The organism is Duganella sp. Dugasp78 (assembly GCF_059491455.1).
Genome location: NZ_CP168506.1, coordinates 2,650,406 through 2,667,717 on the forward strand (window position 1 = coordinate 2,650,406; position 17,312 = coordinate 2,667,717).

A 17,312-nucleotide genomic window follows, 5' to 3' on the forward strand; every position below is an offset into this window, starting at 1 on the left:
ATGCGTTCATTTTGGCGCGAGCCCCATTTCCTCCAGGCGAAGCAGGATTTCGGTTTTTCGAGCCAGCTTGATTTCGAGCCAATGCACATCTTCAATGGCGCCGATGATGCCGTACAAAAAATTCAGGCTGGTGCCTGGATGGCTGGCCTTTAACAAGGCGTAGACCTGAAACGGATCGCGCGCGCGTAGTTCCTCAACAGTCGCGATCCCCACATCGCGCAGGATGGCCGAACTCTTGGGCCCCAGCCCCTTCAGCTGCGCCACCGCAGACGCGGCCGGCTTTGATTTTGAAGTATCGTTCATGGTTAACAAGAGAAATGTCAGCCCTCATCTTACCCGCCTTGTTCTTCGCCTTGACGATTCAATCTTGACGTCGAGATGGCTTGCGCTTATATTAATGACTTATAAGTAAGTTAAATTGAATACACCCATGCAAGCCCCTCAAGACACGAAGCCACGCTGGGAGCGGCGCAAGGATGCGCGGCCGCAGGAATTGCTGGCCGCCGCGCTGGACCAGTTCGTCGAGCGCGGCTATGCCGGCACGCGCCTGGAAGACGTGGCCAGGCGCGCCGGCGTGTCCAAGGGCACGCTGTACCTGTATTTCGCCAACAAGGAAGAACTGTTCAAGGCCGTGGTGCGCGAGAACATCGTGCACGCCATCGGCGAGGCCGAGCAGGAAGCTGCCGTGTTCGACGGCCCCAGCGCCGAGCTGCTGCGCACCATCCTGATGAAGTGGTGGGGCCAGATCTGCGCCACCCACCTGGCTGGCATCACCAAGCTGATGCTTACTGAAGGCAATAATTTCCCCGAGCTGGCGCAGTTTTACAACGAGGACGTGGTCGCCCGCGGCAATGGCCTGATCGCCAGCGTGCTGGTGCGCGGCATCGCGCGCGGCGAGTTCCGCCCGGTCGACCCGGCCGTGATGACGCCGGTGCTGGTGGCCCCGGTGCTGATGCTGATGATGTGGACCCACTCCTTCATGCCGACCTGCGAGATGCCGCCGATCGACCCGCAAGCCTTCATGGAGACGCTGATCGACGTCTCCCTGCGCGGCCTGGAAGCGCCCCAGCCGTGAGCCGCCCAGCCCGCGTTTTGCGCCCAACTTGCCATTTTGGTAGGTTCAACCCCCTTAAACTGCAGACTGTCGCAATTTCCCGCGAACCCGTCGTCATATCGTTAATATGTGCCCCGATGCCAGTTCAACGATAAAATGACGGATTATTTAATCCGACCAGAGTCATAAGATGAATATCGAACAAGCCCGCTTCAACATGATCGAACAGCAAATCCGTCCTTGGGACGTCCTGGACACGAGTGTGCTGGATCTGCTGATGGTGGTGAAACGCGAGAATTTCGTGCCGGCCGCGCACAAGGCGCTGGCGTTTGCGGACACGGAAATCCCGCTGCCGGGCGGCGTTTCCATGCTGAACCCGAAAGTGGAAGCCCGCCTGCTGCAGGACGTCAACGTCAAGAAGCATGAGAGCGTGCTGGAAATCGGCGTCGGCTCCGGCTACCTGGCGGCGCTGCTGGCGCACAAGGGCCGCCACGTGACGGCGGTGGAAGTGTCGCCGGAGCTCAAAGCGCTGGCGGAAAAGAATTTGGCCGACAACGGCGTCACCAACGTGACCGTGGAACTGGGCAATGGCGCCCAGGGCTGGAGCAACGGCGCGCCGTTCGACGTGATCGTCGTGACCGGCTCGCTGCCGGAGCTGCCGCCAGCGCTGTTGCAGCAATTGAAAGTGGGCGGCCGTCTGGCGGCCATCATCGGCCAGTCGCCGGCGATGAAGGCGCAGCTGATCACCCGCACCGGCGAAGCGGGCTACGACACGCGCACGCTGTTCGAGACCGACGTCAAGCCGCTGGCCTCGGCCACGCAGCCGTCGCAGTTCAAGTTTTAAGGCGGGCGGACCAGCATGCAGCAGATCACCGCTCTGGAACTGGCCGACTGGCTGGCGGACGATGCACGGCCCAGCCCGATGTTGCTGGACGTGCGGGAAAACTGGGAATTCGAGACCTGCCGTATCGACGGCTCGGTGCAGATCCCGATGAATGCCATACCGGCGCGCATAGACGACCTGGATGAGGATGCGGCCATCGTCTGCATCTGCCATCACGGCGCGCGCAGCATGCAGGTGGCCGCCTTCCTGGAGCGTAACGGCTTCGGCAAGATGGTCAACCTGACCGGCGGCATCCACGCCTGGGCGCTGCAAGTCGACAGCACGATGGCCAAGTATTAAGCGCCGCGGCGCTAGTAACGAGCGCGGCGCGAAGGTAGTGTGTTTTTGATTTGATCAACTTTTTTGATGACTCCAACGGAGAACGCAATGCAGAGACCCCTTATCGCCGTGCTGATCACCAGCGCCTTCTTGACGCTCAACGCACAGGCGGCCGACCTGATCCAGGTATATCAGCAAGCGCTGGCCAATGACGCCACGTATGCCAGCGCCCGCTCGTCGCTGACCGCCGGCCAGGAACGGATCACCCAGGGGCGCTCCGGCCTGCTGCCGAGTATCTCGGCCAGCGGCAGCAACACGCGCAACAGCGGCGACGCCTCCAGCTTCCAGTTCGGCAGCTACACTCCCAAGGCCGACGTCGACAGCCACAGCAACTCCTACACCGTGCAACTGAGCCAGCCGCTGTTCAACTGGGGCAACTGGCAGACCTACCAGCAGAGCAAGCTGGCCCAGGCCACCGCCGAAGCCACCTTCGCCCAGGCCCAGCAGGACCTGATCACCCGCGTGGCGCAAGCCTACTTCGACGTGTTGACGGCGCAGGACAACCTGACCTCGACCCAGGCGCAGAAGGTGGCGACCACCGAACAGCTGGCCTCGGCCAAGCGCAACTTCGAAGTGGGCACCCAGACCATCACCGACACCCACGAAGCCCAGGCCGCGTACGACCTGGTGGTGGCGCAGGAATTCGCCGCCATCAACGACCTGGACAACAAGCACACCGCGCTGCAAGTGATCGTTGGCCAGGCGCCGGGCGAACTGGCGCCGCTGCGCACCGGCGTGACGATCAGCGCGCCGTCGCCGGCCGCGGTGGAGCCGTGGGTCAGCTCGGCCGAGGAGCAGAACTACGCCGTGGTGGCGGCCAAGCTGAACGTGGAAATCGCCAAGCGCGAGATCGAGCGCAACCGCGCCAACCACATGCCGACCGCCAACCTGATCGCCAGCACCACGCACCAGAACACCACCGGCCAGCAGCGCATCAACAACAACGCCATCGGCGTCAGCTGGAACGTGCCGATCTTCAGCGGCTTCGCCGTCACCAGCAAGGTGCGCGAAACCATCGCGCTGGAAGACAAGGCCCGCAACGACCTGGAAGCGACCAAGCGCGCCGCCTCGCAGAACGCCCGTTCGGCCTACCTGGGCATGAACAGCGGCCTGGCGCAGGTCAAGGCGCTGGAAGCGGCCGAAGTGTCGAGCAAGTCGTCGCTGGATTCGAACAAGCTGGGTTACCAGGTCGGCGTGCGTATCAACATCGACGTGCTGAACGCCCAGAAGCTGCTGTACTCGACCCAGAAGGACCTGGCCAAGGCCCGCTACGACACCATCATGAACGGCCTGCGCCTGAAGTCGGCGGCCGGTTCGCTGAAGGAAGACGACCTGGCGCCGATCAACGCCCTGTTGGCGCACTAGGCAGCGCGCAGCGGAATACCAGAACGCCGGCGATGAGCCGGCGTTTTTTTTTAGAGCCCGGCGCCCTGGCCGTCGAAACTGCGCTCGATCAGTTCGATCTTGTAGCCGTCCGGGTCGGTGACGAAGGCGATCACCGTCGAGCCGCCCTTGACCGGGCCCGGCTCGCGCGTGACGGCGCCGCCGTTGGCCTTGACGGCCTTGCAGGCGCTGACGATGTCGTCGGCCGAGATCGCGATGTGGCCGTAGGCCGTGCCCAGCTCGTAGCTGGTCTGGCCGTAGTTGTAGGTCAGTTCCAGCTCGGCGTGCTCCGGGTTGGCGCCATAGCCGAGGAAGGCCAGCGTGTACTGGTACTCGGGATTATCGCTGGTGCGCAGCAGCTTCATGCCGAGTACCTTGGTGTAGAAATCGATCGAGCGCTGGAGGTCGCCGACTCGCAGCATGGTGTGCAGGATACGCATCGTGGTCTTTCATGGGAACGGATAAACCAGAATTCTATGCGTTTTGCCGCCACCCCGCTATTTGCCGGCCGTTTTTGCCGGCGGCGCCACGCGCCAGACCACATTGCCGACGTCGTCCGCCACCAGCAGCGCGCCTTGCTTGTCGACCGCCACGCCGACCGGGCGCCCGTGCGCCTTGCCGGCGTTGTCGAGGAAACCGAACAGGAAATCCTGCGGCGGCCCGGACGGCTTGCCGTCGGTGAAAGGCACGAACACCACCTTGTAGCCGCTGAACGGCTTGCGGTTCCACGAGCCGTGCTGGCCGATGAACACGCCGCCGTGGTAGGACGGGGGGAACAGGCCGGCGTCGTAGAACGCCAGGCCCAGCGAGGCCGTGTGGGCGCCCAGCGCGTAGTCGGGCGCGATCGCCTTCGCCACCAGCTCCGGCTTCTGCGGCGACACGCGGCGGTCGACATGCTGGCCGTAGTAGCTGTAGGGCCAGCCGTAGAAAGCGCCTTCCTGCACCGAGGTCATGTAGTCCGGCACCAGGTCGTCGCCCAGCTCGTCGCGTTCGTTGACCGTGGTCCACAGGGCTTTGGTGTGCGGCTCCCAGCCCATGCCGGCGGCGTTGCGCAGGCCGGTCGCGTACAGGCGTGACTTGCTGGTGGCCAGCTCCAGCTGCCAGATGGCGGCGCGGCCGGTTTCCGCGTCGATGCCGTTCTCGCCGGCGTTGCTGTTGGAGCCGACCGTGACGTACAGGTATTTGCCGTCCGGGCTGGCGATGACGTTCTTGGTCCAGTGGTGGTTGATGGTGCCGGCCGGCAGGTCCATCACCTTCACGCCGGGCGTGCGGATCGAGGTCGCCCCTTGCTGGTAGGGGAAGCGCAGGATGGCGTCGGTATCGGCCACGTACAGGTTGTCGCCGACCAGCGCCATGCCGAACGGCGAGTTCAGTCCCTCGATGAACACGCTTTGGCTGTGCGCCGCGCCGCTGGCGTCCAGCCCGCGCAGCAGCGTGATGCGGTTGGCCGAGGCGCCCACCGCGCCGGCCTTCTTCATTTCATGCTTCATGATCGCGCCCTTGATGCCCTTGCTGTCGTCCGGCTTGGGCGGGGCGTTGGTTTCGGCCACCAGCACGTCGCCGTTGGGCAGGACGTACAGCCAGCGTGGGTGGTCGAGCCCGCGCGCGTAGGCGGTGACGTCGAAGCCGGGCGCGCTGCGTGGCCGGTCCTGGCCCTGCCAGGCCTCGGCCGGCGCCACGTTGACGGTGGGGATCAGCGAGCGCTCCGGTTCCGGCAGCGCGGGATTGGGGCCGTAGCCGGTCGGGTAGCTTTGCGCCAGCGCGAGCGGCGCGACCAGCGCGACCAGCGCGACCAGGGTGGCGAGCTTGGCGAGCGCGGCCGCAGGCGCGGCCAGGGCGGCTTTCATGCGGGACCGCCGCTCAGTCGCGTTTGCTGCCGGGTTGCGGCTGGGCGGTGCCGGGCCTGGGCCCCGGCGCGCGCGTCTGCTGCACGCCGGGCTGGTTGTGCAGGTCGGTGTCGACCAGGCCGCGCTCGATGTCGCTGGCGGCCTGCTTCATGACGTTGCGCGGCTTGACGTTCTGGGCATCGGGCGCCTCGTCGCGCTCGTGCGGCATGCGCTTGACGCCGTCGTTCTCGACCTTGGCGTTGGTGTTGACGTGAGCATCTTTCATGGCATCCTCCGTGTCCTGTGGTTGAAAACCATCTTAACCAGTTGTTTTTTCCTCGGTCGCCACATTGAATGCTGACAACTCTCAGCTGAAGTCGTTTATCATTTGTACACTTTTTTCCACGCCCTATCGATCAGGATGTTTGCATGAGCACTGCTGTGAATAAGGAACACACTGCGCAACACGACGCCCACGCGCCGCCGGCCAACTGCCCCAATTGCGAGGCGGTGCTCAGCGGCCACTACTGCGCCAACTGCGGCCAGGAAGCCATCCTGCACCACGCCAGCACGCGCGAGTTCCTGCACGAGTTCGTCGGCCATTACGTGGCGCTGGAGGGCAAGCTGTGGGGCACGGTGATGCGCCTGCTGTTCCGTCCAGGCGCGCTGACGCTGGAATACATCCGCGGCCGCCGCGTGCGCTTCGTGCAGCCGCTGCGTCTGTACCTCACGCTGAGCCTGGTGTTCTTCGCGCTGATGAAGCTCACCAGCGGCTTCGATCCGGGCACGGATGACAAGGAAAAGAAGCCCGAGACCGCGGCGGCCGCGACGGCGGCGGATGCGGCGCGCCAGGCCGCCAAGGCGGCCGAGCCGCTCAAGCCGCTCACGCCGGAACAACAGCGCGGCAAGGCCGCCGCCGAAACGGCGATCAGCGCGATGCAGGAAGACTTCAAGCAGGAGGACGCCGCCGCCGCCGCGGCGCGCAGCAAGAGCAACTTCAACTTCAGCGTGATGGACAAGGACGGCGATTTCCTCAACCGCTGGCCGACGCTCAAGCATAAATGGCAGGCCTTCGAAGACCTGCCCGGCGACGAGAAGGGCAAGGTCTTCACGGAAGGCTTCTACCACTACGCGCCGTATGCGATCTTCTGCCTGATGCCGGTGTTCGCGCTAATGCTCAAGGTGCTGTACCTCGGCTCGGGCAGGCGCTTCGGCGAGCATCTGCTGTTCGCGCTGCACTCCAACGCCTTCGCCTTCTTCGTCTACAGCGTGATCCTGGTGATGCCGTTCGGCTTCGTCAACTTCGTGCTGTGGTGCTGGCTGCTGGGCTACCTGCCGTGGGCCATGCGGCGCGTGTACGGCGGCAGCCGCTGGGGCGTGTTCTTCCGCTGGGGCACGCTGATGACCTTTTATTCGATCGCGATCGGGATCGCGGTGTTCCTGTCGATGATGGCCGGGATCATGAGCGTCGGTGGCCACTGAGGTCCTTGCAGTCTGGCTGCCGGCACACTATACTGCGCAAAATACTGTTTAAATGTACAGTTGTGAGGCGGGCGGGTGATGGCAGAAGCCGGCGTTATGGGTTACCCTGCTGCGTGTCGCCGACCTCACCCCTTTGCCGAGATTTTTATGACCGCCACGCACGCCGTTTATCAAACCATCGCACTGGTCGTGCGCCAGAATACCGATGGCATCGCCGAATCGGTGCGCAGCGTGGTCGATTTCCTGCAGCAGGACGGCTACACGGCGGTGTTTGAAGAGCAGACCGCCGCCCATCTGGGCTTTGCGATGGCCAATGTGCAGGTGATGAGCGCCACCGAAATCGGCGCCCACTGCGACGCCGCCATCGTCATGGGCGGCGACGGCACCATGCTGGGCATCGCGCGCCAGCTGGCGCCGTTCGACGTGCCGCTGATCGGCATCAACCAGGGCCGCCTGGGCTTCATGACCGACATCCCGCTCGACGCCATGCTCGACGTGCTGCCCAAGATCCTGGCCGGCCGCTACAAGGCCGAGCGCCGCACGCTGCTCGAGGGGCGGGTGCTGCGCAACGGCGAAACCATCCACGTCGGCCTGGCCGTCAACGACGTCGTGGTCTCGCGCGGCGCCGGCGCCGGCATGGCCGAGCTGCGGGTCGACGTCGACGGCCACTTCATGTACAACCAGCGCTCCGACGGCTTGATCATCTCCACCCCGACCGGCTCCACCGCCTACGCGCTGTCGGCCGGCGGGCCGCTGCTGCATCCGAGTCTGGGCGGCGTGGTGCTGGTGCCGATCGCGCCGCACGCGCTGTCGAACCGGCCGATCGTGCTGCCCGAGTCCAGCGAGATCGTGGTGGAGATCGTGCGCGGGCGCGACATCTCGGTCAACTTCGACATGCAGACCTTCGCCAGCCTGACCGCGCAGGACCAGATCGTCATCCAGCGCTCGCCGCACTCGATCACCTTCCTGCATCCGGAAGGCTGGAGCTACTACAACACGCTGCGCGAAAAGCTGCACTGGAATGAACATCCTTCCGCCGAAGGCAAACTCAATTAACCTCACCAGGCTTCCATGCTCCGTACTCTGTCCATCCGCGACTTCGTCATCGTCGACACCATCGAACTGGAATTCTCCGCCGGCTTCACCGTCTTCACCGGAGAGACCGGCGCCGGCAAATCGATCCTGATCGACGCGCTGACGCTGGCGCTGGGCGGCCGCGGCGACGCCAGCGTGGTGCGCGAGGGCGCGGCCAAGGCCGACATCACGGCGGACTTCGCGCTCAGCGAGCAGGCGCGCGACTGGCTGGCCGCCAACGAGTTCGCGGTGGAGGAGGGCGGCGCGCTGCTGCGCCGCGTGATCGACAACGCCGGCCGCAGCAAGGCCTACATCAACGGCATCGCGGCGACGGCGGCGCAGCTGCGCGAGATCGGCGACATGCTGGTCGACATCCACGGCCAGCACGCGCACCAGTCGCTGATGAAGACCGAGGCGCAGCGCGTGCTGCTCGACAGCCAGGCCGGCGCCGGCGGCGACGTGAAGGCGGTGACGCTGGCCTACCGCGCCTGGCGCGCGCTGGGCAAGCAGCTGGAGGAGTTCGAGACCAACGCCGCCAACGTGCTGTATGAGCGCGAGCGCCTGGAGTGGCAGGTCAACGAGTTGGAAAAGCTGGCCGTCAAGCCGGGCGAGTGGGCGGAGGTGAGCAATGAGCAGAGCCGCCTGTCGCACGCGGCCAGCCTGCTGGAGGGCGCGCAGGAGGCGCTGGCGGTGATCTCGGAAGCGGAGGAGCAGCCTATCCTGTCGCAGCTGTCGTCGCTCAACCAGAAGCTGGGCAAGCTGGCCGGCATCGACACCGGCCTGCAGGCCATCGTCGATTTGATCGAGCCGGCGCGCATCCAGTTGCAGGAAGCCGTGTATGCGCTCAACGATTACCTGGACCGGGTCGACCTCGATCCCGAGCGGCTGCGCAAGGTGGAGGCGCGGATGGACGCGATCCACTCGGCGGCGCGCAAGTTCCGCGTCACCGAGGAGCAGCTGCCGGAAGAGCACACCAAGCTCGCCGGGCGCCTGGCGCAGATCGCCGACGCCAGCGACATCGAAGGCCTGCGCAAGCAGGAGGAAAAACTCAAGGCCGCGTACATGGAACAGGCGCAGCGCCTGTCCGCCACGCGCGCCGTTGCGGCCCGCCAGTTGAGCGACGCGGTCACCAGGGCGATGCAGGAACTGAACATGACGGGCGGCCGTTTCGAGGTCGCGCTCAACGCCGGCGAGCCGGGCGCACATGGGCTGGAGCAGGTCGAGTTCCTGGTGGCCGGCCATGCCGGCGTGGCGCCGCGGCCGCTGGCCAAGGTGGCGTCGGGCGGCGAGCTGGCGCGCATCTCGCTGGCGATCTCGGTGATCACCTCGAACGCCACCACCACGCCGACGCTGATCTTCGATGAAGTCGACAGCGGCATCGGCGGCGGCGTGGCCGAAGTCGTGGGGCGCCTGCTGCGCCGCCTGGGCCAGGAGCGCCAGGTGCTGTGCGTGACGCACTTGCCGCAGGTGGCCAGCCAGGCCGGCCAGCACTTCCAGGTAGCCAAGGGCACGCTGGAAAACGGCAAGACCGCCTCGCGCATCGACGTGCTGGATTCGAAAGCCCGCGTCGAGGAAGTGGCGCGCATGCTGGGCGGGTTGGAAATCACCGCCACCACCCGCAAGCACGCGCGCGAGCTGTTGGCCTCATGACGATGCCCTGGTGGGCGTCATTGATCATCGCCGCGCCGCTGGGCATGGCCTGGTATGGCGTGCTGCTGGCGACAAAGCGGGCCAGGTTGGACCGGATGGCGTGCCTGACCGATCCCTGGGCGCCGGCCTGACTATAATGGCGGCATGACTTCTTTCAAACTCTCTTGCAAACGCGCGGCACAACAGTTCATGCTCTTGGCCGCAGCCAGCCAATGCGCGCTGGCCGCCGAACCAATCCAGCCTGCGGCCACCGCGCCGCAGGACGAATCGGCGGCGATACGCCACCATCATTTCAAACGCCTCAACGAGCGCCTGACCGTGGAGCCGGCGGTGCTGGAAACCCGCTGCCGCTACGAGTCCGACATCGCCACGCCGCCGCCGTTGAACCGCGTCGCGCTGACCTTCGACGACGGCCCCACCGCGCCCGGCACCGAGAACATCCTGGAGGTGCTGAAGAAGTACAAGGTCCACGCGACCTTCTTCATGATCGGCGAGAAGGCGCAGCAGTATCCCGAGCTGGTGGCCAGGGTGCGCGCGGCCGGACATGACGTTGTCGCCAACCATTCGTGGAGCCATCCCAACTTCCACGACATCGACGCCGCCCGCCAGGCCGGCGAAGTGCTGCGCACCGACAGCCTGACCGGCACCGACGGCCCCAAGCTGTTCCGCTACCCGTATGGCAATTCGACCTGCGAGACCAACCAGCTGGTGCGCGAGCATGGCTACAAGATCGTCGGCTGGCACATCGATTCCTGCGACTGGGCCTACGACCGCACCGGTGCCATCGACGCGCGCGAGGCGATCTCCTGCGGCGTGCCGCACCAGTTCATGAGCGATTACGTCGGCCACGTGCTGGCCGCCGCCCGCGCCCGCCGCGGCGGCATCATCCTGATGCATGAAATTCACCCGAACACGCTGAAAAGCCTGGACGCCATCATCGCCGGCCTGCTGGCGGACGGCTTTGGCTTCGGCATGGTCAGCGACGCCGATTTCCAACCATCGCTGCGTTAGGCTAACTATAATGGCAAGCTGTCCTACACACGCTGCCATTGGCCTACATGACCTTCTTAAAAGAACCTCCCCACAAGCACGGCACCGTTGGCCGCAGCGCCATCGTGCTGGTCAACCTGGGCACGCCCGACGCGCCGACCCGCCCGGCGGTGCGCCGCTACCTGAAGGAATTCCTGTCCGATCCGCGCGTGGTCGAGATTCCGCGCGCCGTGTGGTGGTTCATCCTCAACCTGATCATCCTGCCGTTCCGCTCCGGCCAGTCGGCCAAGAAGTACGCGTCGATCTGGACCCGCGAAGGCTCGCCGCTGAAGGTGCACACCGCCGCCCAGGCCCAGCTGCTGCGCGGCGCGCTCGGCGAACGCGGCCACCAGAACCTGACCGTGGCGATGGCCATGCGCTACGGCTCGCCGTCGCTGCCGGAGGTGCTGTCCAAGCTCAAGGCCGACGGCGTCGAACGCATCGCCGTGCTGCCCGCCTATCCGCAGTATTCGGGCACCACCACCGGCTCGATCTACGACGCCGTGTTCGACCACTACGGCACGGTGCGCAACATCCCCGAGCTGCGCTTCGTGCGCAACTACCATGACCACGACGGCTACATCCGCGCGCTGCGCGAGTCGGTGCAGGCGCACTGGGACGCCCACGGCCGCCCGGACAAGCTGGTGCTGAGCTTTCACGGCGTGCCCAAGCGCACGCTGATGCTGGGCGATCCCTATCACTGCGAATGCCTGAAGACCGCGCGCCTGCTGGCCACCGCCCTGAAGCTGACGCCCGACCAATACGTGGTCACCTTCCAGTCGCGCTTCGGCAAGGCCGAGTGGCTGCAGCCGTACACCGCGCCCACCGTTGCCCAGCTGGCGCGCGACGGCGTCCGGCGGGTGGATGTGCTGTGCCCCGGCTTCATCAGCGATTGCCTGGAAACGCTGGAGGAAATCGCGATGGAAGTGCGGCACGAGTTCGAGCAGGCCGGCGGCCGCCAAGGCGACGGGTTCCACTACATCCCCTGCCTGAACGAAACCCCGGCCTGGATCGCCGCCATGGCGGAAATTGCCGAGCAGCACATGATCGGCTGGCCGACCCAGATGGTTGCGGCCCAGCTTGATGACGTGAAGAAAGATGCGGAGACCGGCCGGGCGGCCGCCCTGAAACTGGGCGCCGCCGACTGAAAAGATGCAATCTCGCCACAACTGCGCCCGGGCGGCGTAATCAGCACTTGCGGGTGACGAGTGCCAGCCTGTTAAAATAGCCGGCTGAAGGGATAGTCGGCATAGCAGATCCATGCCGTCGCCAGTGCGATGTACACCAGGATGGATGCTGCGATCAGTGGCAACTTCATGGCGAGGCGCTCCCGGAAAAACTGCAGCGATGGTTGTCTTTAGTACATCTTAGCCGCTGCGGTGCAAAAGAGTAGAGCCTGCACAGACGAAGTTTTGTAACGCCTGTTACATGAGTCGCCTGTGGGGGCGGCGTGCGGTAGCGGTGATGAAATAACGGGCAGAATAACCCTTGAAAAGATAGGTTATCGCCCCATTTGCTGCCAGTGCGGTAAGAAACGTAATGTCAAACAAATACGATAGTAGGAGTCTATAGATGCAAGATCAGGAAAACCAAGCCGTACCTAATCCAGAGGCGGCCGCAGCCGCTGCGTCGGCCCCGCCATCGAATCCTGACCAGCCTACGCTGGAGGAGCAGCTGTCGGCCACCGAAGCGAAACTGGCCGAGATGCACGACGCCTTCATGCGCGCCAAGGCCGACGGCGAAAACATCCGTCGCCGTGCCCAGGAAGACGTGGCCAAGGCCCACAAGTTCGCCGTTGAAAGCTTCGCCGAGGCGATGGTGCCGGTCAAGGACAGCCTGGAAATGGCCCTGAAAGTCGAAACGCCGTCGGTCGAATCGCTGAAGGAAGGCGTGGAAATGACGCTCAAGCAGCTGTCGTCGGCGTTCGAGAAAAACCGCCTGCTGGAGATCCTGCCAGCCCAGGGCGAGAAGCTGGATCCGAACAAGCACCAGGCCGTGGCCGTGGTGCCGGCGGACCAGGAAGCCAATACGGTAGTTTCCGTACTGCAAAAAGGCTATATGATCGCGGACCGCCTGCTGCGTCCCGCCATCGTGACTGCGGCGCAAGCAAAGTAATTTGCGGATTTCGCCGAACTAAGCACTTGAAAACATACAGCTTTTCCACATATTAGTACCATCTGAACTTTAGCAAATAAGGAAGAAAAATCATGGGTAGAATTATCGGTATCGATCTGGGAACCACGAATTCCTGCGTTTCCATCATGGAAAACGGTCAGCCAAAGGTAATCGAAAACGCCGAAGGCGCGCGCACGACGCCATCGATCATTGCTTACCAAGAAGATGGTGAAATCCTGGTCGGCTCGCCGGCAAAACGCCAGGCCGTGACCAATCCAAAGAACACGCTGTTCGCCGTCAAACGTCTGATCGGCCGCAAGTTCGACGAAAAAGAAGTGCAGAAGGACATCGGCCTGATGCCTTACTCGATCATGAAAGCCGACAACGGCGACGCATGGATCGGCGTGCGCGACAAGAAACTGGCGCCGCCGCAAATCTCGGCTGAAGTGCTGCGCAAGATGAAGAAGACGGCGGAAGACTACCTCGGTGAAGAAGTCACCGAAGCCGTCATCACCGTGCCTGCGTACTTCAACGACTCGCAGCGCCAGGCCACCAAGGATGCCGGCCGCATCGCGGGCCTGGACGTCAAGCGCATCATCAACGAACCAACCGCTGCCGCGCTGGCTTTCGGCCTGGACAAGACCGACAAGGGCGACCGCAAGATCGCCGTGTATGACCTGGGCGGTGGTACCTTCGACGTGTCGATCATCGAGATCGCCGACGTCGATGGCGAAAAACAGTTCGAAGTGCTGTCGACCAACGGCGACACCTTCCTGGGCGGCGAAGACTTCGACCAGCGCATCATCGATTACATCATCGACGAGTTCAAGAAGATCAACGGCCTGGACCTGAAAAAAGATCCGATCGCCCTGCAGCGCATCAAGGCTTCGGCCGAGCGCGCGAAGATAGAACTGTCGTCGTCGCAGCAGACCGAGATCAACGAGCCGTACATCGCCATGGCGAACGGCGCGCCGGTCCACCTGACGCTGAAGATGACCCGCGCCAAGCTGGAATCGCTGGTGGAAGAGCTGATCAACGCCACCATGGAGCCATGCCGCACCGCGATCAAGGACGCCGGCGTCAAGGTCTCCGACATCGACGACATCATCCTGGTCGGCGGTATGACCCGCATGCCCAAGGTGCAGGAAAAAGTTAAGGAGTTCTTCGGCAAGGACCCGCGCAAGGACGTGAACCCGGACGAAGCCGTCGCTGTTGGCGCCGCGATCCAGGGCTCCGTGCTGTCGGGCGAGCGCAAGGACTTGCTGCTGCTGGACGTGACGCCGCTGTCGCTGGGTATCGAAACCCTGGGCGGCGTGATGACCAAGATGATCCACAAGAACACCACGATTCCTACCAAGTTCTCGCAAGTGTTCTCGACCGCCGACGACAACCAGCCTGCCGTGACCATCAAGGTCTACCAGGGCGAGCGTGAAATCGCGGCCGGCAACAAGGGCCTGGGCGAATTCAATCTGGAAGGCATCCCGCCGGCAGCACGCGGCACGCCGCAGATCGAAGTGACCTTCGACATCGACGCCAACGGCATCCTGCACGTCGGCGCGAAAGACAAGGCCACCGGCAAAGAGAACAAGATCACGATCAAGGCCAACTCCGGCCTGACCGAAGCCGAGATCCAGAAGATGGTGAAGGACGCCGAAGTCAACGCCGAAGAAGACAAGAAAGTGAAGGAGCTGGCCGAATCGCGCAACCAGGCCGACGCCCTGGTGCACTCGACCCGCAAGTCGCTGACCGAATACGGCGACAAGCTGGAAGCCGGCGAGAAGGAAAAAATCGAAGCCGCGATCACCGACCTGGAAGGTTCGATCAAGGCCGGCGACAAGGCCGAGATCGACGCCAAGGTGGCATCGCTGTCGACCGCCTCGCAGAAGCTGGGCGAGAAGATGTACGCTGACATGCAGGCGCAGCAGGCTGCCGCCGGCGGCGGTGCCGAAGGCGGCGCCCAGCCAGGCGCCGAGCAGGCCAAGCCGCAGGACGACGTGGTCGACGCCGACTTCAAAGAAGTCAAAGACAGCAAGTAATCACCGGCGTCATTCCCGCGCAGGCGGGAATCCATACTGAGCATCCGCAGTCAGTCAGCATGGGTTCCCGCTTGCGCGGGAACGACAAGCCGAGCCGAGTCGTCGCCCATGCGGCACCGGCTCGGCTTTTTCGCATAATCAGTACATCAGTATAAATACAGCAAGGTGCCGACAATATGGCAAAGCGAGATTTCTACGAGACACTTGGTGTCGCCAAAAACGCGTCGGAAGACGAGATCAAGAAGTCGTATCGCAAACTGGCGATGAAATACCATCCGGACCGCAATCCGGATAGCAAAGAGTCGGAAGAAAAATTCAAGGAAGTCAAAGAAGCCTACGAGATGCTGACCAATCCGGAGAAGCGCGAGGCGTATGACCGTTACGGTCACGCCGGCGTCGATCCGAACATGGGCGGCGGTGGCGGCTTCGGCGGCGGCGCCGGCGGCTTCGGCGACGCCTTCGGCGACATCTTCGGCGACATCTTCGGCGGCGGCCGCGGCCGCAGCCAGGGCCCGCAGGTCTATCGCGGCGCCGATTTGCGCTATAACCTCGAGATCACGCTGGAGCAGGCCGCGCACGGCTTCGACACCACCATCCGCGTGCCGTCGTGGGACAAGTGCGACACCTGCCACGGTACCGGCGCCAAGCCCGGCACCTCGCCGGTCACGTGCTCCACCTGCGCCGGCCACGGCCAGGTGCGCATGCAGCAGGGCTTCTTCAGCATCCAGCAGACCTGCCCGAAATGCCATGGCACCGGCAAGATCATCCCCGAGCCGTGCGCTGCGTGCTCGGGCCAGGGCCGCATCAAGCGCAACAAGACGCTGGAAGTGAAGATCCCGGTCGGCATTGACAACGGCATGCGTATCCGCTCGTCCGGCAACGGCGAACCGGGCACCAACGGCGGACCGTCGGGCGACCTGTATGTGGAGATCCACATCAAGCCGCACAGCGTGTTCCAGCGCGAGGGCGACGACCTGCATTGCGAAATGCCGATCTCGTTCGCCAAGGCGGCCCTGGGTGGCGACATCGAGGTACCGACATTGTCTGGTAAAGTATCGTTCACGATCCCCGAAGGCACCCAGTCGGGCAAGACCTTCCGCCTCAAGGGCAAGGGCATCAAGGGCGTGCGTTCCGGCTTCGCGGGCGACTTGTTCTGCCACGTGGCGGTCGAGACCCCGGTCAAGCTGACCGAGAAGCAGAAGGACATGCTGCGCGATTTCGAAAAGCTGACCACCGAAGGCGGCGCCAAGCACAGCCCGCAAAGCAAAACCTGGCGCGACAAGGTGAAGGATTTTTTTGAGTAACGGTTTTGAGTAACTGCGACGTCACGCAGTCTTGGTAATATCGGACCGCCGCGCCACCCTTTCCGGGTGGACCGGCGGTCTTCTTATGTACGAGAGGAGCATCATGAGTGATCTGGACAACAGCAATTCCCCGTTGCGCGACCTGCTGGACAACAACCGCCGCTGGGCCGAATCCGAAGTCGAGCGCGATCCCGACTTCTTCAACCGCCTGGCGCAGCAAGCCTCGCCGGAATACCTGTGGATAGGCTGCTCGGACAGCCGGGTGCCGGCGAATGAGCTGCTGGGCCTGGCGCCGGGCGACGTTTTCGTCCATCGCAACATCGCCAACGTGGTGGTGCACTCGGACCTGAACGCGCTGTCGGTGCTGCAGTTCGCGATCGACGTGCTGAAGGTCAAGCATGTGATCATCGTCGGCCACTACGGCTGCAAGGGCGTGCACGCGGCGATGACCGGCACCCGCGTCGGCCTGGCCGACAACTGGCTGCGCCACGTGCAGGACGTGCACCAGAAGCATGAGCGCTACCTGGGCGATGTCCTGACCAGCAAGCTGCGCGCGGAACGCATGTGCGAGCTCAACGTGGTGGAGCAGGTGTCCAACGTCTGCCAGACCACCATCGTGCAGGACGCCTGGGACCGCGGCCAGGACGTCACGGTGCACGGCTGGGTCTATGGCCTGAAGGACGGCAAGCTGCACGACCTGGGGATGACCGTCACCGCCGCCCACGAGCTGGCGCCGCGCGTGGCCAAGCGCCTGGGCGTGTACGAGGCCGAGATCGGCTAAGCCGGCGGACGCGCGCGATATCGAAACCAATATCGCGTGCGCCAGATTCCTTGTTGCTGGTGGCCGCGCATGCCGCGCATGCCGGCATCGCGCACGTTCAAGCTGGTGTTCTTGGGCGAGGCGCACGGCGCCGGTGCCGCCGAAACCGCGCAGCCGGACCGCGTGGTGGTGTACACCGGGCAGGCGATGCGGGTCCGCGCGGGCGAGTGAGCAGCGGCCGCCGCGACGCGCATTTGGCGTCGCGGCGACGGGGATACTGGCAGGATGAGATCATTGTGCCGTAGAATCTGTGCATGTACATGATTTTTACTGGATTGATTCTTGCTTGTAAAAGAGTCGTGAACCAGTCCCCATAC

Annotated in this window: 19 protein-coding genes; 15 read left to right on the plus strand and 4 right to left on the minus strand. The window is 64.0% G+C overall.

The annotated features are described in order from the left end of the window. Positions 1-6: 6 nt before the first annotated feature. Positions 7-303 (minus strand): TfoX/Sxy family DNA transformation protein, encoded by a 297-nt coding sequence (locus ACEN9O_RS11705; protein WP_495617709.1) that lies wholly within the window; start codon positions 301-303, stop codon positions 7-9. A 127-nt stretch (positions 304-430) separates the two neighbouring features. Here ACEN9O_RS11705 and ACEN9O_RS11710 point away from each other — a divergent pair, with 127 nt between their 5' ends. From ACEN9O_RS11710 to ACEN9O_RS11725, 4 genes are all read left to right on the plus strand, one after another. Then, entirely contained in the window at positions 431-1,075 is a 645-nt protein-coding gene (locus tag ACEN9O_RS11710; RefSeq protein WP_495617710.1) for a TetR/AcrR family transcriptional regulator, read from the plus strand. A 169-nt stretch (positions 1,076-1,244) separates the two neighbouring features. Then, positions 1,245-1,898, plus strand: coding sequence for a protein-L-isoaspartate O-methyltransferase family protein (locus ACEN9O_RS11715; RefSeq protein WP_495617711.1), 654 nt, complete (start codon positions 1,245-1,247; stop codon positions 1,896-1,898). Between the two features lie 15 nt (positions 1,899-1,913). Further along, complete coding sequence (locus tag ACEN9O_RS11720) at positions 1,914-2,237, plus strand: rhodanese-like domain-containing protein (RefSeq protein ID WP_495617712.1); 324 nt, start codon at positions 1,914-1,916, stop codon at positions 2,235-2,237. Positions 2,238-2,324: 87 nt separating this feature from the next. Then, complete coding sequence (locus tag ACEN9O_RS11725; RefSeq protein ID WP_495617713.1) at positions 2,325-3,641, plus strand: TolC family outer membrane protein; 1,317 nt, start codon at positions 2,325-2,327, stop codon at positions 3,639-3,641. 50 nt (positions 3,642-3,691) lie between these two features. Here ACEN9O_RS11725 and gloA read toward each other — a convergent pair whose 3' ends face one another. From gloA to ACEN9O_RS11740, 3 genes are read right to left on the minus strand one after another with little or no spacing between them, the layout of a single operon-like run. After that, the gene (gene gloA, locus ACEN9O_RS11730; RefSeq protein ID WP_495617714.1) at positions 3,692-4,099 is read right to left on the minus strand and encodes a lactoylglutathione lyase; all 408 of its coding nucleotides are present in this window, start codon (positions 4,097-4,099) and stop codon (positions 3,692-3,694) included. 57 nt (positions 4,100-4,156) lie between these two features. Continuing rightward, positions 4,157-5,506 carry a PQQ-dependent sugar dehydrogenase gene (locus tag ACEN9O_RS11735; protein WP_495617715.1) on the minus strand — a complete coding sequence of 450 codons (1,350 nt, stop codon included), beginning with the start codon at positions 5,504-5,506 and terminating at the stop codon, positions 4,157-4,159. 13 nt (positions 5,507-5,519) lie between these two features. After that, entirely contained in the window at positions 5,520-5,771 is a 252-nt protein-coding gene (locus ACEN9O_RS11740; RefSeq protein ID WP_495617716.1) for a hypothetical protein, read from the minus strand. A gap of 143 nt (positions 5,772-5,914) precedes the next feature. Here ACEN9O_RS11740 and ACEN9O_RS11745 point away from each other — a divergent pair, with 143 nt between their 5' ends. The 11 genes from ACEN9O_RS11745 to ACEN9O_RS11795 all read left to right on the plus strand — a co-directional run bounded on the left by ACEN9O_RS11745 (position 5,915) and on the right by ACEN9O_RS11795 (position 17,166). Then, positions 5,915-6,967 carry a DUF3667 domain-containing protein gene (locus tag ACEN9O_RS11745; RefSeq protein WP_495617717.1) on the plus strand — a complete coding sequence of 351 codons (1,053 nt, stop codon included), beginning with the start codon at positions 5,915-5,917 and terminating at the stop codon, positions 6,965-6,967. A gap of 147 nt (positions 6,968-7,114) precedes the next feature. Continuing rightward, a complete protein-coding gene (locus ACEN9O_RS11750; protein WP_495617718.1) occupies positions 7,115-8,023 on the plus strand; it encodes an NAD kinase in 909 nt (302 codons plus the stop codon). 15 nt (positions 8,024-8,038) lie between these two features. Next, a complete protein-coding gene (gene recN, locus ACEN9O_RS11755) occupies positions 8,039-9,691 on the plus strand; it encodes a DNA repair protein RecN (protein ID WP_495617719.1) in 1,653 nt (550 codons plus the stop codon). Beyond that, complete coding sequence (locus tag ACEN9O_RS11760; protein ID WP_495617720.1) at positions 9,688-9,822, plus strand: hypothetical protein; 135 nt, start codon at positions 9,688-9,690, stop codon at positions 9,820-9,822. Before recN ends, ACEN9O_RS11760 begins: the two co-directional genes overlap by 4 nt. 58 nt (positions 9,823-9,880) lie before the next feature. Beyond that, the gene (locus ACEN9O_RS11765) at positions 9,881-10,702 is read left to right on the plus strand and encodes a polysaccharide deacetylase family protein (protein WP_495617721.1); all 822 of its coding nucleotides are present in this window, start codon (positions 9,881-9,883) and stop codon (positions 10,700-10,702) included. A gap of 47 nt (positions 10,703-10,749) precedes the next feature. Further along, on the plus strand, positions 10,750-11,868 hold the full coding sequence (gene hemH / locus ACEN9O_RS11770; RefSeq protein WP_495617722.1) for a ferrochelatase: 1,119 nt from the start codon (positions 10,750-10,752) through the stop codon (positions 11,866-11,868). Positions 11,869-12,292: 424 nt separating this feature from the next. After that, positions 12,293-12,835 (plus strand): nucleotide exchange factor GrpE, encoded by a 543-nt coding sequence (gene grpE, locus ACEN9O_RS11775; RefSeq protein ID WP_117014049.1) that lies wholly within the window; start codon positions 12,293-12,295, stop codon positions 12,833-12,835. A gap of 92 nt (positions 12,836-12,927) precedes the next feature. Beyond that, entirely contained in the window at positions 12,928-14,871 is a 1,944-nt protein-coding gene (gene dnaK / locus ACEN9O_RS11780) for a molecular chaperone DnaK (protein ID WP_495617723.1), read from the plus strand. A gap of 176 nt (positions 14,872-15,047) precedes the next feature. Then, complete coding sequence (gene dnaJ / locus ACEN9O_RS11785; RefSeq protein WP_117014047.1) at positions 15,048-16,175, plus strand: molecular chaperone DnaJ; 1,128 nt, start codon at positions 15,048-15,050, stop codon at positions 16,173-16,175. A 103-nt stretch (positions 16,176-16,278) separates the two neighbouring features. Continuing rightward, positions 16,279-16,956 (plus strand): carbonate dehydratase, encoded by a 678-nt coding sequence (can, locus tag ACEN9O_RS11790; protein WP_495617724.1) that lies wholly within the window; start codon positions 16,279-16,281, stop codon positions 16,954-16,956. Positions 16,957-16,992: 36 nt separating this feature from the next. Next, a complete protein-coding gene (locus ACEN9O_RS11795) occupies positions 16,993-17,166 on the plus strand; it encodes a hypothetical protein (protein ID WP_495617725.1) in 174 nt (57 codons plus the stop codon). Positions 17,167-17,312: the final 146 nt, after the last annotated feature.